At 61.9% G+C, this 15,992-nt stretch carries 12 protein-coding genes; 9 read left to right on the top strand and 3 right to left on the bottom strand.

The features are described from left to right. Positions 1 to 109: 109 nt before the first annotated feature. Together ACCD05_RS23400 and ACCD05_RS23395 are read right to left on the bottom strand one after the other, a co-directional pair. On the bottom strand, positions 110 to 1,657 hold the full coding sequence (locus tag ACCD05_RS23400; RefSeq protein ID WP_047505872.1) for an amino acid permease: 1,548 nt from the start codon (positions 1,655 to 1,657) through the stop codon (positions 110 to 112). Positions 1,658 to 1,783: 126 nt separating this feature from the next. Next, positions 1,784 to 2,554, bottom strand: coding sequence for an N-formylglutamate amidohydrolase (locus ACCD05_RS23395; protein WP_413395671.1), 771 nt, complete (start codon positions 2,552 to 2,554; stop codon positions 1,784 to 1,786). A 179-nt stretch (positions 2,555 to 2,733) separates the two neighbouring features. On the opposite strand from ACCD05_RS23395, the gene ACCD05_RS23390 reads away from it, so the two are divergent. The 8 genes from ACCD05_RS23390 to ACCD05_RS23355 all read left to right on the top strand — a co-directional run bounded on the left by ACCD05_RS23390 (position 2,734) and on the right by ACCD05_RS23355 (position 10,566). Beyond that, positions 2,734 to 3,606 carry a MurR/RpiR family transcriptional regulator gene (locus ACCD05_RS23390; RefSeq protein ID WP_047505874.1) on the top strand — a complete coding sequence of 291 codons (873 nt, stop codon included), beginning with the start codon at positions 2,734 to 2,736 and terminating at the stop codon, positions 3,604 to 3,606. 179 nt (positions 3,607 to 3,785) lie between these two features. Next, positions 3,786 to 4,889: an ABC transporter substrate-binding protein gene (locus tag ACCD05_RS23385; protein WP_111562139.1), complete on the top strand. Its 1,104-nt coding sequence runs from the start codon at positions 3,786 to 3,788 to the stop codon at positions 4,887 to 4,889. Between the two features lie 77 nt (positions 4,890 to 4,966). Then, the gene (locus ACCD05_RS23380) at positions 4,967 to 5,863 is read left to right on the top strand and encodes an ABC transporter permease (RefSeq protein WP_111562140.1); all 897 of its coding nucleotides are present in this window, start codon (positions 4,967 to 4,969) and stop codon (positions 5,861 to 5,863) included. Beyond that, positions 5,860 to 6,648, top strand: coding sequence for an ABC transporter permease (locus ACCD05_RS23375; RefSeq protein WP_018897520.1), 789 nt, complete (start codon positions 5,860 to 5,862; stop codon positions 6,646 to 6,648). The genes ACCD05_RS23380 and ACCD05_RS23375 overlap by 4 nt, the downstream gene beginning before the upstream one ends. An 11-nt stretch (positions 6,649 to 6,659) precedes the next feature. Further along, positions 6,660 to 7,721, top strand: a complete 1,062-nt coding sequence (locus ACCD05_RS23370) for an ABC transporter ATP-binding protein (protein ID WP_209190894.1) — start codon at positions 6,660 to 6,662, stop codon at positions 7,719 to 7,721. 180 nt (positions 7,722 to 7,901) lie between these two features. After that, complete coding sequence (locus ACCD05_RS23365; protein WP_413395667.1) at positions 7,902 to 9,245, top strand: MFS transporter; 1,344 nt, start codon at positions 7,902 to 7,904, stop codon at positions 9,243 to 9,245. A gap of 69 nt (positions 9,246 to 9,314) precedes the next feature. Continuing rightward, positions 9,315 to 9,620, top strand: a complete 306-nt coding sequence (locus ACCD05_RS23360) for an NIPSNAP family protein (protein ID WP_018897517.1) — start codon at positions 9,315 to 9,317, stop codon at positions 9,618 to 9,620. A 76-nt stretch (positions 9,621 to 9,696) separates the two neighbouring features. Further along, positions 9,697 to 10,566, top strand: coding sequence for a hypothetical protein (locus tag ACCD05_RS23355; protein WP_413395665.1), 870 nt, complete (start codon positions 9,697 to 9,699; stop codon positions 10,564 to 10,566). Between the two features lie 106 nt (positions 10,567 to 10,672). Here ACCD05_RS23355 and metH read toward each other — a convergent pair whose 3' ends face one another. After that, the gene (metH, locus tag ACCD05_RS23350) at positions 10,673 to 14,446 is read right to left on the bottom strand and encodes a methionine synthase (RefSeq protein WP_413395664.1); all 3,774 of its coding nucleotides are present in this window, start codon (positions 14,444 to 14,446) and stop codon (positions 10,673 to 10,675) included. 173 nt (positions 14,447 to 14,619) lie between these two features. Between metH and ACCD05_RS23345 the strand changes: the two genes are divergently transcribed. Further along, positions 14,620 to 15,879 carry an AGE family epimerase/isomerase gene (locus tag ACCD05_RS23345; RefSeq protein ID WP_413395662.1) on the top strand — a complete coding sequence of 420 codons (1,260 nt, stop codon included), beginning with the start codon at positions 14,620 to 14,622 and terminating at the stop codon, positions 15,877 to 15,879. The last annotated feature ends 113 nt before the right edge of the window (positions 15,880 to 15,992 follow it).

Below are 15,992 nucleotides of genomic sequence, written 5' to 3'. Positions count from 1 at the left end.
CGAAACGGCATGCTCCGCGCGGCAATGCCGCGCCGGACTGCGCAGTCTAATGTCGGTCAACCGCAATGCAGGGCCGCCGGACGCGGCCCCGCTTTCTTGGAAGAATATGTCAGCCTTCGCCGACAGCCTTTTCGGCAGCCGCGATCTCGGCCTGGCGGCGCGCAACTTCCTCGCCGATCGGCGGGCCCTTGAAGCGGCGGCTTTCGAAGCCGAACCATACGATCGCGGTCAGCACCAGGAAGCCGACGGTCACGTAGAGTGCCGGGCCGTTCGGCGGCTGCACGCCGAGAACGAAGATCAGGATCATCGCCAGGATGGTGAGCACCGAGAACAGCTTGTACATGCCCTCGCCGATGTTCCACGGACCCATCTTGTCCCACTTCGAAGTCCCCCAGGCGAAGAGGCCGAGCGTGATCGGGATCGCGAAGGAGAAGAACAGGAAGATGACCGTGCACGAGACGACGATCGTGTAGACCGGCGTGTCACCGATCGAAACGAGCGAAGAGCCCCACACGAAGAGCACCGAGAGGATCGATCCGGTCCAGATGGCCGAAACCGGCGTGCGGTACTTCGGGCTGACCTTGGCGAGCGCCTTGGAGGCGGGCAGGCCACCGTCGCGCGAGAAGGCGAAGATCATGCGCGAGACGGAGGTGACGGTCGCAAGGCCGCACAGCCACTGGCACACGAGGATCGCGAAGTAGAGGATATCCTTGACCGTCGCATTGACCTGCGTGTCCATCGCCCAGAAGAACACGTTCCAGCCCTGCTTGGCGGCGTCATCCATGTTCGGCAGCATCAGCACGAACGAGCAAAGCATGATGTAGCCGAACAGCGCCGACCACAGCACGGAAGAAACCATGCCGCGCGGAACGGAATGGGCAGCCTTGACCGTTTCTTCCGACGTATGCGCCGAGGCGTCATAGCCTGTGATCGTGTAGATCGGCAGCAGAAGGCCGAGCAGGAACACCCAGGTGCCCGACGTTGCCGGCCAGACATTGCCGCCCGCTTCACCGGAATAGTTGGCGAAGGTGAACAGGCGGCCAATCTCGTAGGACGGCGCGAAGTACAGGCACACGGCCGACAGCGCGATCGCCGATGCGAAGATCAGATAGCCCGAGAAGTCGGTGAGCTTCGCGGTCAGGCCGATACCCATGTGGTTCACGAGCGCCTGCGCGCCGGTGATGATCACGAGGAACAGGATGCGGACCGTCGTCGTGTCGGTCAGGCCGAAATAGGTCGTGCCGAACGAACCCATGAAGAAGTAATAGGTGCCGACGTTGATGGCGCCGAGAACCGTGACGAGGCCGAGCAGGTTGAACCATGCCGTCAGCCAGCCGGTGAAGCGGTTTCCGAGGATCGAACCCCAGTGATAGAGACCGCCGGCCGTCGGATAGGCCGAGCTGATCTGCGCCATGGCAACGGCGAACACCAGCGAAACGAAGCAGCCGATCGGCCAGCCGATGCCGATCGCAGCACCGCCCGCACCGGCCGTTGCCTGAGCCAGCGAATTGATACCACCGGAAAGAATGCAAATGATCGAGAATGAAACGGCAAAATTCGAAAACGAGCTCATGCGCCGTTCGAGTTCCTGGGCATAGCCCATGGAATGCAGGATGTGCACATCCTGCTTCTTGTCGAGTTCCGAATAATCGGACATGACGTCCCCCTGTTTAGCCATCAACCGCGGAATTGCGGCTGATTATCCAGTGCCAAAGTGCCCGCGACGTATTCGCCTGTGGGCGGATCGCAGTTAGACTGCTCCCTGGGGTCTTATCTTTCGTCGTCAGGCGTCCAGGCTCTGCTGGAGCAGCCTTGTCAGATAGCTGGCCATGACCCCTTGGCCAGCCGGGTCTGCGATGAGGTCGTTGCGGACCTCGATCATTACATTGCGCAATCCGTTCGACAGCCCGTGCAGGATCAGCGTATGCGTCACGCCATCCGAGGGGCCGTAAGGCTCGTTGCGCTCAACTCTATAGTGCGTCGTCCGACCCGCAGCGGCAAGCATCGCATCCGCCAGCCTGCTGTCGTCATCATGCAGGACACCCACCTCGACCGCGCGCGTCTTTCCGTGGAAGACAGGCGTAAAGCTGTGGACGGTGACGATAACGGTCTCTTGTCCCCGCGCCTTGCGATCACGAATGAGTGCGCGAATGGCGTCATGAAACGGGATGTAGAGAGCCTCGGTGCGAGCCGTCTTTTCCTCCGCACTCAGGCCTGCATTTCCCGGGATGTCATAGACCTCGCTTTTCTCAGGCATCGCGCCGGCCGATTCCGGCGGCCTGTTGCAATCGTAGATCAGGCGTGAAAACCGCTGGTGAACCAGCGTGGCATCGAGCGCCTCGGACATGCCCCTGGCAACCGCAAGAGCGCCGGGATCCCAGGCAATGTGACTGTTGAGCGCCTCCTCGGAAAGACCAAGCGTCCCGAAGCTGGCAGGCAGAACCCGCGATGCATGTTCACAGATGATAAGCACCGGGCTGGTGCCGTCTGGCCTTTCGACCGCGACGCACTCCCCTTCCCCTTTGCCAAGCACTTCCAACCGAGCAAGCACCACAGTCGCTCCACCACAACTGTTAATAAAATACTTATAAGAAAAGAATTCTTCAGCTTTCCATAAGTGTCAAGCGCACACTGAAAAAATCTTTTCATGACAGTGGTTGACATGGATTGTGACAGCGTTGTTAACTTTGAGTGGGAAAGTGGCACAAGACCAATCCCGGGGAGCAAGATCGCGTGACCGTTGCGTCGAAGACAGTTTCGGACGTAATCCACTCGCATTTTGGCGTGCTCACGCGCGCCGAAAAGCAGTTGGCTGAAAGTCTGTTGGACAACTACCCTGTCTCGGGACTGGGGAGCATCACGACGATTGCCGAAAACGCCGGCGTATCGACCCCGACGGTCGTGCGCATGGTCCAGAAACTCGGTTTCAAGGGCTATCCGGATTTCCAGGCGCATCTGCACCAGGAGGTCGAGGCGACGATCTCCAATCCGATCGCCAAGCATGACCGCTGGGCGTCCAACGCGCCAGGAACTCACATCCTCAACCGTTTCGCCGACGCCATCATCGACAATCTGCGCCAGACGCTGACCGGTCTCGATACCGCGACCTTCGATAGCGTCGCGACCCTTCTGTCGGACCGCAAGCGCAACCTCTATTTCGTCGGCGGCCGCATCACCGGCGCGCTGGCCGAATATTTCTTCACGCATATGCAGGTCATTCGCCCGAATACGGCGCTCCTGTCGGCCAATTCCAGCAGCTGGCCGCAATATGTCCTGAACATGAACCCAGGCGACCTGCTGATCATCTTCGATATCAGGCGCTACGAGCAGGAGCTTGTCAGCCTCGCCACCGCCGCCAAGAACAGCGGCGCCGAGATCATCATCTTCACCGACCAGTGGGCCTCTCCCGCCGCCAAACTGGCACGCCATACGTTTCGCGTGCAGATCGAGGCGCCGTCGGCATGGGACAGCTCCGTCGTCACTCTTTTCATCGTCGAGGCGCTGATCGAAGCGGTTCAGAACTCGACATGGGACGAGACGAAGGAGCGCATGAAAACGCTGGAAGGCCTTTTCGAACAGACGCGGCTCTTCCGCAAACTTGGTTAGGAGGGACAATTACGACAGCGAAGATGTAACGGGCAGCAAACAAGGACGTGTCGCAATCGAAACATCCTTGCCAAACGCCCGCGATACAAAGAAAAAATAGCGTCATCCAACTGTCACACAAGCTTCACGTAACGTCAGTAACAGCATCGTCGGACACTGAAACCCGAAGGAGAACAACAGTGATCTCTAATCTTTCTCGACTGCTCTCGCTCTCTACAGCAATTGTTGTGGCTTCAACCGCAATTGCTGCCGCAGAGCCAAGCGCTGAACTCATCGCCGCCGCCAAGAAGGAAGGCACGCTGACCACGATCGCTCTCCCGCACGACTGGTGCGGCTATGGCGACGTCATTGCCGGCTTCAAGGCGAAGTATGGTCTGGAAGTGAACGAACTGAACCCGGACGCTGGTTCGGGCGACGAAATCGAAGCCATCAAGGCCAACAAGGGCAACACCGGCCCGCAGGCTCCTGACGTCATCGACGTCGGCCTCTCCTTCGGCCCGACCGCAAAGGCTGACGGCCTGATCCAGGCTTACAAGGTTTCGACCTGGGATTCGATCCCTGACAGCGCCAAGGATGCCGACGGCTTCTGGTACGGCGATTACTACGGCGTTCTCTCCTTCGTCGTGAACACCGACATCGTCAAGGAAGTGCCGAAGGACTGGGCTGACCTGAAGAAGTCGGACTACGCCAACAGCGTTGCTCTCGCCGGTGACCCGCGCGCGTCCAACCAGGCCGTTCAGGCTGTTTACGCTGCCGGCATCGCTGCTGGTGAAAAGGACGCGACCAAGGCTGGTGAAGCCGGTCTCGCCTTCTTCGGCGAACTCAACAAGGCAGGCAACCTCGTTCCTGTCATCGGCAAGTCCGCTTCGCTGGCACAGGGCTCGACCCCGATCGTCATCGCATGGGACTACAACGGCCTGTCCTGGCGCGATACGCTGAAGGGCAACCCGCCGGTTGAAGTCGTCGTTCCGGCATCGGGCGTCAACGCCGGCGTTTACGTCCAGGCGATCTCCGCTTTCGCTCCGCACCCGAACGCTGCCAAGCTCTGGATGGAATACCTCTATTCGGACGAAGGTCAGCTCGGCTACCTGAAGGGCTATTGCCACCCGATCCGCTTCAACGATCTGGCCAAGAACAAGAAGATCCCGCAGGACCTTCTCGACAAGCTGCCGCCGGCTGCTGCCTATGAAAAGGCTGTCTTCCCGACGCTCGAAGAGCAGGAAGCCGGCAAGACCGCTATCACCGGCAAGTGGGATAGCGTCGTCGGCGCCAACGTCCAGTAATACAATATGAAACCGGCCTCCCCGTCTTATCGCGGGGAGGCTTTTGCCCCTCCGACGCCGCAAGAAGAGCTTTTTCAATGAGCACTGTTTCGACGACGCCCGTGGTGAGCACGGCCCCGCTGATCACCAAGGACCGCGTGATCGACTGGCTCGGCATTACACCCTTCATTATTTTTGCCCTGCTTTTTCTTATTATTCCCACACTCTACCTTGTGGTCGGCGCCTTTTTGACCCCCGAGGGTAATTTCACGCTGAAGAACATCGGGGATCTCTTCACCCCGTCGATCCTCAGCGCCTACTGGATCAGTATCCGCGTCTCGGTCGCCTCGGCACTCGGCGGCGCGCTGATCGGCTTCTTCCTCGCCTGGGCCGTCGTGCTCGGCGGCCTGCCCACTTCGGTGCGCTCGACGCTGTTGACCTTCTCCGGCGTCGCCTCGAACTTCGCGGGCATCCCGCTCGCCTTCTCATTCCTGGCAACCCTTGGCCGCACCGGCCTGGTGACGGTTTTCCTGAGGGACTGGTTCGGCTTCAACCTCTACGGCACCGGCTTCAACCTGCTCTCCTTCTTCGGCCTCACCATCACCTACATGTACTTCCAGATCCCGCTGATGGTGCTGATCCTGACGCCGGCGCTGGATGGCATGAAGAAAGAATGGCGTGAAGCGGCCGAAATCCTCGGCGCCAGCAATCTGCAATATTGGACCAAGGTCGCCCTTCCGATCCTCTGGCCGAGCCTTCTCGGCACCACGCTGCTGCTCTTCGCAAACGCCTTCGGCGCGATCGCGACGGCCTATGCGCTGACGGGCTCTTCGCTCAACATCGTCCCCATCCTGCTCTATGCGCAGATCCGCGGCGACGTCCTTCACAATGCGAACCTCGGCTATGCGATCGCGCTCGGCATGATCGTCATCACCGGCGTGTCCAACATCCTCTATCTCATGCTGCGCATGCGCGCTGAACGGTGGCAGAAATGAAGGCTCAAAAACTCGGCGCCTGGATCGCCATCGCCATCGGCGCGACCTATTTCATCGTGCCTCTGCTCGGAACCATCGAGTTCTCGCTGCGCATGCGCCGCGATGCCTACAGTTTCGACGCCTACCTCTCGGTCTTCTCCGACGAGCGCTTCCGCGCGACCTTCGGCTATTCGATGATGATGGCGCTTTTGACCATCGTCTTCGGCATGCTGCTGATCGTGCCGACGGCCTACTGGGTGCGCCTGCGCATGCCGCAGATGCGCCAGGTGGTGGAGTTCATCACCCTGCTGCCGCTGGTCATCCCGGCTATCGTCATCGTCTTCGGCTATTTGAGGATGTATAATTCATCCTCCTACCTGCCGATGACCGGCTCGACGACAGGCACCAACATCCTGCTCGTCTTCTCATACATCACGCTGTCGCTGCCCTACATGTACCGCTCCGTCGACACCGCCATGCGCGCCATCGATGTCAGAACGCTGACCGAAGCCGCCCAGAGCCTCGGCGCCAGCTGGTGGACGATCATGTTCAAGTGCATCTTCCCGAACGTGATGAGCGGCATCCTTTCCGGCGCATTCATCACGCTGGCGATCGTCATGGGCGAATTCACCTTCGCGGCACTGCTGAGCCGTCCGGCCTTCGGCCCCTACCTGCAGCTGGTCGGCGCCAACAGGGCCTATGAGCCCTCGGCGCTCGCCGTGATCGCATTCTCCATCACCTGGCTCAGCATGGGCCTGCTCAATCTCGTCTCGCGCATCGGCAGATCCCGCCCGGCCAAGGCTTAAGGTATTTCGACATGTCTTTTCTCTCGCTGACCAACATTCAGAAATCCTTCGGCCAGGTTCAGGTCGTCAAGAACTTCAACATGAACATCGAGAAGGGAGAATTCGTCTCCTTCCTGGGCCCGTCGGGTTGCGGCAAGACCACGGTCCTGCGCATGATCGCCGGCTTCGAAAACCCGACCGGCGGCAATCTCAGCATCGCCGGCAAGGACATCGCGCCGCTGAAGCCGAACCAGCGCAACATCGGCATGGTCTTCCAGGCCTACGCGCTGTTCCCGAACATGACGGTGCATGACAACGTCGCCTTCGGCCTGAAGATCGCCGGCAAGCCGAAGCCCGAGATCGACGCTCGCGTCAAGGAAATGCTGGCGCTGATCCATCTCGGCCACCTCGCCGACCGCTACCCCTACCAGATGTCGGGCGGCCAGCAGCAGCGCGTGGCGCTCGCCCGCGCCCTTGCCGCCAAGCCGCAGGTGTTGCTGCTCGACGAGCCGCTGTCGGCCCTCGACGCCAAGATCCGCGTCTCGCTGCGCGAGGAAATCCGCCAGATCCAGCAGTCGCTGGGCATCACCACGATCTTCGTGACCCACGACCAGGAGGAGGCGCTGTCGATCTCCGACCGCATCGTCGTCATGAACGGCGGCCGCGCCGACCAGATCGGCACCCCCTTCGAGATCTACAACACGCCGGCCACGCGCTTCGTCGCATCCTTCGTCGGCACGTTGAACATCATCGAGGCCAAGGTCGTAGACCCCTCGGTCAACCGCATCCAGATCGGCGACCAGGGCGTGACGCTCCGCGAAAACATCTCCACCTACAAGGCCGGCGACACCGTATCGCTGGCGCTGCGCCCGGAGGCGGGATCGCTCGCCGAAAGCACACCGAGCGACACCAAGCTCACCGGCGAAGTCGTCTCCGCCCACTTCCTCGGCTCCGTCATCCGCACCCGCATGAACGTCGGCGGCAACGTCATCTCCTTCGACATGTTCAACAGCCCCGGCGTCAAGCCGCCGGCCACCGGCGAAACGGTGACCCTGCGCTTCATGGCGGCGGATCTGCTGGTTATCCGGGATTGATCACCGGACTTTCCGATTTTAAAGGCGTCGCCCATGGCGGCGCCTTTTCCGTTTGCGGCTTTGCCACAGCGGACGCGCCGACACCGCAACATGACGCGAAAACACCAGAAAACGCTTGAAATCCCCACCCCATTGCGCGACGACGGCACAACCGAAGTCATACCGCAAGAAGCCCGCATCATGTCCCCCACCACGACGCCCGCAGCCGCCCCTCGCCGCCTCACCGCCCAGGATTTCAAGACGCTCGGCCTCTCCGCCCTTGGCGGCGCGCTGGAGTTCTACGATTTCATCATCTTCGTCTTCTTCGCCAGCGTGATCGGCCACCTGTTCTTCCCGCCGGACATGCCTGACTGGCTGGTGACGATCCAGACCTTCGGCATCTTCGCCGCCGGCTATCTGGTGCGCCCGATCGGCGGCATCGTGCTCGCCCATTTCGGCGACATGTTCGGCCGCAAGCGTGTCTTTGCCTTCTCCATCATGCTGATGGCGCTGTCGACGCTCGGCATGGCCGCCATGCCGACCTATGCCACGATCGGCATCGCGGCACCGATCCTGCTGATCCTGATGCGCGTCCTGCAGGGTGCGGCGATCGGTGGCGAGGTGCCCGGCGCCTGGACTTTCGTCGCCGAACACGTTCCCTTCCGTCGCGTCGGCTTTGCCTGCGGCTTCCTCTGCTCGGGCCTGACGCTCGGTATCCTGCTCGGCTCCTTCATCGCCACCATCATCAACTCCGCCTTCATGCCTGAAGATGTCGCGGCTTACGCCTGGCGCATCCCCTTCTTCCTCGGCGGCATCTTCGGCCTCGTCGCCGTCTATCTCCGCCGCTGGCTGCAGGAGACGCCGATCTTCTCGGAGATGAAGCAGAGCCGGTCGCTAATGCGCGAATTGCCGCTGAAGGCCGTGCTGCGCGACTATCCGCGCGGCGTCATTATCTCGATGCTACTTACCTGGATTCTTTCCGCCGGCATCGTCGTCACCACGCTGATGACCGCGACCTTCCTGCAGAAGCTCTACGGCTACACCGCGCAGCAATCGCTGGCCGCGACCAGCTTCGGCACGCTGTTCCTGATCTTCGGCACGGCGGCCGCGGGCGCGATTGTCGATCGCGTCGGCTCCGGCCGCTTCTTCATCGTCGCCAGCATCTTCTTCGGCGCGGCCACCTTCGCCTTCTACACTTACGCCGCGACATCGCTGACCGTGCTCTTCGTGCTCTATGCGATCATGGGCCTCTCGGTCGGCCTCGTCGGCGCCGTGCCCTACGTAATGGTCCGCGCCTTCCCGGCCCGCGTCCGCTTCACCGGCCTCTCCTTCTCCTACAACGTCTCCTACGCCATCTTCGGCGGCCTGACGCCGCTGGCGGTCGCCTCGTTGCTGCCGCTGAACCCCATGGCCCACGCCTATTACCTGCTGTTCATCGCAGCCCTCGCCTTCGCGCTCGGCGTCTACCTGCTCGTCAAGGGCGATACGGTGGAGGCCGATGTCGGCATCGAGGAACTCAACCAGCGGCTTGCAGCCGGCGCCTGAGGACAGCACAATAAGCCAATAGCGGGCCGGCAGGCATTTTAGCCGACCCGATCAACGAGAGATATTTCAATGATTACCTGCCATCTGCGTTATGTCATCGACCCCTACAAGCTCGCCGAATTCGAGGAATACGCCAGGCTCTGGATCCCCATCGTCAACCGCATGGGCGGCAACCATCACGGCTATTTCCTGCCCTCCGAAGGTGCCAACAACATCGCGGTCGCCTTGTTCTCCTTTCCGAGCCTCGCGGCATACGAAGACTACCGCACCCGCATGGCCGTCGATCCTGAGTGCCAGGCGGCCTTCGATCTGGACAAGCGCAACCGCAGCATCATCAGCTATGAGCGCAGCTTCATGCGCCCGGTTCTCGGCTGACCGAGACGTCACCACATCCGCGACGGCCGACCTGCTCGGCCTTCCATTGGCTCCCATGACGAGGAACTGAAGAACGATGCCGGCACCTCAGATCAAGATCCTCGACGCGCTCTCCGTACCGGGCAACCCGGCCAAGCCGAACGACGACCGCTTCGGATATAACGAGGCCTGCGCCTTCGTGATCGATGGCGCGACCGGCCTTGGCGACCGCCAATACATGGATGCATCCGGCAGCGACGCCGCCTGGGTCGCGGCACGCTTCGCGGATGGCTTCGGGCAACAGATCACGCGTGAGACACCGGTCTCCGATGTCGCGCGCGCCGTCTCGCAGGAGGCCAGGGCCGCATTCCTCGGCACCAACCCCGATGTGCCGCGCTACGCCTGGCCGCTCTCCGCCTTCTCGATGATCCACGCCACCGACGATCGCCTGACCTTCTACGGCCTCGGCGATTCCTGCGTCTTCCTCTTGCAGGAAGATGGATCGGTGAGCTTCCACATGGCCCTTCCCGACGCCTATGCTAGGGAGCAGGCCCACGCGCAAAGCCATATCGCCCGCACCGGCGGCATCACCAGGGATGGCGGCGCGCTCGGCAATGTGGAGACGCTGGCGGCTCTGCGCCGCCACCGTGAAAGCCAGAACACCGCAGGCGGCATCTGGACCTTGGGCCTCGTGCCGGAATCGGCCGATCATCTCGTTTCGGAAGAATTGAAGATCAAAGGCAAAGCCCACGCCATCATCTGCAGCGACGGCTTCGCCGATCTGGTCGTGCTCTATGAAGCCTATGACGCCGCAAGCCTGGTGCGCGCGGCACTCGACAAGGGCCTCGCCCCGATGATCGAGGAACTTCGCCGCTTCGAGCGCGAGACCGATCCTGAAGGACTGCGCTATCCGCGCTTCAAGCAGAGCGACGACACGACCGCAATCCTGGTCGAACTCACAGCCTGACGCCGGACGGACGAAACAGCGATTTCCGATTCAGGATCAGGCCCTTGGCCGATGATCCTGAATCATTTTCTCCAGCAATTGAATCAGTGCCTGAAGACGCGCCCGATCAGGCCGCGTCTTCCACGTCTTCGCGTGGCTTCGACGGCACGTAGTTGAGCACCGGCCCGAGCCAGCGCTCGACCTCGGAGATCTCCATACCCTTGCGGCCGGCATAATCCTCGACCTGATCCCGCTCCACCTTGGCGACGCCGAAGTAATAGGCGTCGGGATGGCCGATATAGATGCCCGACACGGACGAGCCCGGCCACATGGCGTAGCTCTCGGTGAGCTTCACGCCGGCGGCATTCTCGGCATCGAGAAGCGCGAACAGCGTTTTCTTCTCGGTATGATCGGGCTGCGCCGGGTAGCCGGGCGCCGGGCGGATACCGGCATATTCCTCGGTGATCAGCTGCTCCTTGCTGAACGCCTCGCCCTTGGCATAGCCCCAATACTCGCGACGCACCTCTTCGTGCATGCGCTCGGCAAACGCTTCCGCGAAACGGTCGGCCAGTGCCTTGACGAGGATCGACGAATAATCGTCGTTGGCGCGTTCGAAACGCTCGGCGATCGCCACTTCCTCGATACCGGCGGTAACGACGAAGCCGCCGACATAATCCTGGACGCCGCTGTCGACAGGCGCCACGAAGTCCGACAGCGCCACGTTCGGCCGCCCGTCGCGCTTCGAAAGCTGCTGGCGCAGCGTGTAGAAGGTCGCGAGGTCTTCCTTGCGGCTGTCATCCTTGAACAGTCGGATATCGTCGCCGACGGTGCCGGCCGGCCAGAAGCCGATGACGGCGCGCGGACGGAACCACTTCTCGTCGATGATCTTCTTCAGCATCCCCTGCGCATCCGCCCAGAGCGCGCGTGCCGCCTCGCCCTGCTTCTCATCCTCAAGAATGGCAGGATAGCGGCCCTTCAGCTCCCAGGTTTGGAAGAACGGCGTCCAGTCGATGTATTCGGCCAGCGTCGCCAGATCGTAATCCTCGAACACCTTGGTGCCCAGGAAACTCGGCTTGGCGGGCGCGTAAGCAGCCCAATCGACCTTCTGCGCGTTCTCGCGAGCACGAGACAACGGCAGGCGCACCTTCTCGGCCTCGCTGCGGGCGTGAGCCGCGGCGACTTTCGCGTATTCGGCGCGGATATCGGTGATGTAGCCATCACGGTTCTCCGGCGACAACAGCGACGAGACCACGCCGACCGCGCGGCTGGCATCGGTGACGTAGACCGTCTGGCCCTTGCTATAGCCAGGATGGATCTTCACCGCCGTGTGGACACGACTGGTCGTGGCGCCGCCAATCAGGAGCGGCAGGTCCAGACCCTGGCGCTCCATTTCGGCCGCCACATGCACCATCTCGTCGAGCGACGGCGTGATCAGACCTGAGAGCCCGATGACATCGACCTTCTCGGCCACCGCCGTCTCCAGGATCTTCGTCGCCGGCACCATGACGCCGAGGTCGATGATCTCGTAATTGTTACACGCGAGCACGACGCCGACGATGTTCTTGCCGATATCGTGGACGTCGCCCTTGACCGTCGCCATCAGGATTTTGCCGGCCGACTTGCGGTCGTCGCCGCCGTTCAGCCGCTTCTCCTCTTCCATGTAGGGAAGGAGCACGGCCACGGCCTGCTTCATCACGCGCGCCGACTTGACGACCTGCGGCAGGAACATCTTGCCCGAACCGAAGAGATCGCCGACGACGTTCATGCCGGCCATCAGCGGGCCTTCGATGACGTGAAGCGGACGGGCCGCGGCAAGGCGTGCCTCTTCGGTATCGGCATCGATATATTCGGTGATGCCGTTGACCAAAGCGTGTTCAAGCCGCTTCTCGACCGACCATTCGCGCCAGGAGAGATCCTGCACGCGTCCCTCGCGGGCAGCCCCGCCACGGAACTTCTCGGCCACTTCGAGCAGGCGCTCGGTCGCGTCGCTGCGGCGGTTCAGCACCACGTCCTCGCAGGCCTCACGCAGCTCCGCGTCGATCTGGTCATAGACCGCCAGCTGGCCGGCATTGACGATGCCCATGTCCATGCCCGCCTGGATGGCGTGGTAGAGGAACACGGCGTGCATCGCCTCGCGCACCGGCTCGTTGCCGCGGAACGAGAAGGAGAGGTTCGAAACGCCGCCCGAAATATGCACCAGCGGCATAGTCTTGCGGATCGTGCGCGTCGCCTCGATGAAGTCGACGCCGTAATTGTTGTGCTCTTCGATGCCGGTCGCAACCGCGAAGACGTTCGGGTCGAAGATGATATCTTCAGGCGGGAAGCCGGCCTTTTCGGTCAGGAGCTTGTAGGCGCGCGTGCAGATCTCGACCTTGCGGTCATAGGTATCCGCCTGGCCGGTCTCGTCGAAGGCCATGACGACGACAGCCGCGCCATAGGCATGCAGCAGCCGCGCCTGCGCGAGGAAGTTCTCTTCGCCTTCCTTCAGCGAGATCGAGTTGACGATCGGCTTGCCCTGAACGCGCTTCAGGCCGGATTCGATGATCGAGAACTTCGACGAGTCGATCATGACGGGCACGCGGGCGATATCCGGCTCGGCGGCGATCAGGTTCAGGAACTCGACCATCGCCTTTTCGGAATCGATCAGGCCTTCGTCCATGTTGATGTCGATGATCTGCGCACCGTTTTCCACCTGGTCGCGCGCGACATCGAGCGCTGCCGTGTAATCGGCATTGGTGATCAGCTTGCGGAAGCGTGCCGAACCGGTGACGTTGGTGCGCTCGCCGACGTTGACGAAGGGGATGTCCTTGGTGAGCTCGAAGGGCTCGAGGCCCGACAGCGACATAAAGGGGCGGTGCTCGGGGATCGGGCGCGGCTTGTACTTGGCGACAACCTCGGCGATTGCCTTGATATGCTCCGGCGTCGAGCCGCAGCAGCCGCCGACGATGTTGACGAGGCCTTCGCGGGCGAACTCGTCGATCTGTGCTGCCATCAGCTCAGGCGTCTCGTCATACTGGCCGAACTCGTTGGGAAGGCCGGCATTCGGATAGGCGCAGATGAAGGTATCGGCAACACCCGACAGCTCCTGCAGGTGCGGACGCATGGCGTTGGCGCCGAGCGCGCAGTTCAGCCCGATCGTGAACGGATTGGCGTGGCGCACCGAGTTCCAGAAGGCCGACGGCGTCTGGCCCGACAGCGTGCGGCCGGACAGGTCGGTGATCGTGCCCGAGATCATCACAGGGAGACGGATGCCCTTGGCCTCGAAGCGCTCCTCGCAGGCAAAGATCGCAGCCTTGGCGTTCAGCGTGTCGAAGATGGTCTCGATCAGGATGATGTCTGCACCGCCATCGATCAGGCCGTCGATCTGCTCGGCATAGGCGATGCGCAGGTCGTCGAAAGTGACGGCGCGGAAGCCCGGATTGTTGACGTCAGGCGAGATCGAGGCCGTACGGTTGGTCGGACCGATGGCGCCGGCCACGAAACGGCGGCGGCCATCCTCGCGCTCTGCACGGATGCAGGCGCGGCGCACGACTTCGGCACCTTCCTTGTTCAGCGCATAGACCTCGCCTTCCATCGCGTAGTCGGCCTGCGCGATGCGGGTGGAGGAGAAGGTGTTGGTCTCGAGAATATCGGCGCCGGCCTTGGCGTATTTGTAGTGGATTTCCTCGATCGCATCCGGCTGCGAGAGGATGAGAAGGTCGTTGTTGCCCTTCTGGTGGCAGGCGCAGCCGATGAAGCGATCACCGCGGAAATGATCCTCGTCGAAACCCAGCCCCTGGATCTGCGTGCCCATGGCGCCGTCAAGGACGAGAATGCGTTCGCTGGCGGCTTTCCTGAGCGCTGCAAACACTTCACTGCCGTCGCGCTTTTCCCCTTCGGGGCCAAACAGATTGTTGAACACGGGCGGACTCCTTGACGTCATTATAAAGACAAGTCGCCCAAATCACATAAAGATATCTTTATGTCAATATATCAGCGACAATTTCGCCATTGCCGGCGCACGGAGGATGACAGACTCGAACGCCCCCTATATAGGCAATTTCAAAGCATTGTGTATGAAATCGGAGGAGTATCATGGCACCTGCAATCGGCGACGCCGCGCTCGGCAACTGGACGACGCGCACCTACCACCGCGACTGGCTCGTCGCCCAGGCGAACGGCCTGTTCGATTTCTTCCAACATGATTCCATCAATCCCAAGGGTGGGTTCTACGATCTCGACGACACCGGCAAGCCGCTCGACGCCGAGGGCCAGGTGCGCGGCATCCACATCGCCGCCCGCGCCGTGCATTGCTTCTCGATCGGCACCCTGCTCGGTCGCCCCGGCGCATCCGATGTCGTCGATCACGGCATGCAGTACATCTGGAACCACCACCGGGACCAGAAGAACGGCGGCTATTTCTGGTCGCTGAACAATGAGGGGCCCGTCGACACCAACAAGCAGGGCTACGGCCACGCCTTCGTGCTGCTCGCCGCCTCCTCCGCCAAGACCATCGGCCATCCGCTCGCGGACGGCATGTTGGCCGATATCACCGAGGTGCTGAACACCCGCTTCTGGGAAGAGAAGCATGGCGCCATAGCCGAGGAATTCACCGCCGACTGGCAGCCGCTCGACGGCGGCACCTATCGCGGCCAGAACTCCAACATGCACCTGACCGAAGCCCTGATGGCCGCCTTCGAGGCAACCGGCAACCGCGACTACCTCACCAAGGCCGAAAGCATCGCCGACCTCGTCATCCGCCGCGCCGCCGGCTCCGTCGACTGGCGTGTCGCCGAGCACTTCGACACGAACTGGACGCTCGACAAGAACTACTATCACCCGAACGAGATGTTCCGCCCCGCGGGCACCACGCCCGGCCACTCGCTGGAGTGGGCGCGCCTGCTGCTGCAGCTCTGGGCGCTCGGTGGCAAGAAGCTCGAATGGCTGCCGGATGCCGCCAAGGGCCTGTTTTCGCAGGCAATGGCGCTCGGCTGGGACGACGAAAAGGGCAGCTTCTTCTACACGCTCGACTGGGAAGACCGCCCGGACAAGCGCCAGAAGATGTGGTGGCCGGCTTGCGAGGGTGCGGCTGCCGCCCACTACCTCAACGAACACCTGCCGAGCGACTACCACGAAGAGAGCTACCGCAAGATCTGGAACGTGATCGAGCGCCGCTTCATCGACCACAAGAACGGTGGCTGGCACGAGGAACTGACGGAAGACATGGTCCCCGCCCACACCATCTTCCCCGGCAAGGGCGACATCTACCACGCCCTGCAGGCCTGCCTCATCCCCCTCTTCCCGGCGACCGGCAGCCTGACCAAGGTCATCCCCGAAGCCGGAGGCAAGATCTGACAATCGACAAGACGGCGCCCCCACCCCCGCGCCCCCGTAGTTGAATTAGACCGCATAAGCCGCGGCGCGACCACAAATAAAAACCGGGCCCGCGGGGAAAAGGAAAAAAACAA

The organism is Rhizobium sp. Rhizsp42, from assembly GCF_047304155.1.
GTDB lineage: Bacteria > Pseudomonadota > Alphaproteobacteria > Rhizobiales > Rhizobiaceae > Rhizobium.
Note: the sequence above shows the minus strand (reverse complement) of the source record. Positions and strands in the feature narration are given on the sequence as shown.

Excerpts from the sequence above, each read along its gene's own strand:
- ACCD05_RS23400 (WP_047505872.1), bottom strand. The coding sequence starts at position 1,657 with ATGTCCGATTATTCGGAACTCGACAAGAAGCAGGATGTGCACATCCTG.
- ACCD05_RS23380 (WP_111562140.1), top strand. The coding sequence starts at position 4,967 with ATGAGCACTGTTTCGACGACGCCCGTGGTGAGCACGGCCCCGCTGATC.
- ACCD05_RS23375 (WP_018897520.1), top strand. The coding sequence starts at position 5,860 with ATGAAGGCTCAAAAACTCGGCGCCTGGATCGCCATCGCCATCGGCGCG.
- ACCD05_RS23370 (WP_209190894.1), top strand. The coding sequence starts at position 6,660 with ATGTCTTTTCTCTCGCTGACCAACATTCAGAAATCCTTCGGCCAGGTT.
- ACCD05_RS23365 (WP_413395667.1), top strand. The coding sequence starts at position 7,902 with ATGTCCCCCACCACGACGCCCGCAGCCGCCCCTCGCCGCCTCACCGCC.
- ACCD05_RS23360 (WP_018897517.1), top strand. The coding sequence starts at position 9,315 with ATGATTACCTGCCATCTGCGTTATGTCATCGACCCCTACAAGCTCGCC.
- ACCD05_RS23355 (WP_413395665.1), top strand. The coding sequence starts at position 9,697 with ATGCCGGCACCTCAGATCAAGATCCTCGACGCGCTCTCCGTACCGGGC.
- ACCD05_RS23345 (WP_413395662.1), top strand. The coding sequence starts at position 14,620 with ATGGCACCTGCAATCGGCGACGCCGCGCTCGGCAACTGGACGACGCGC.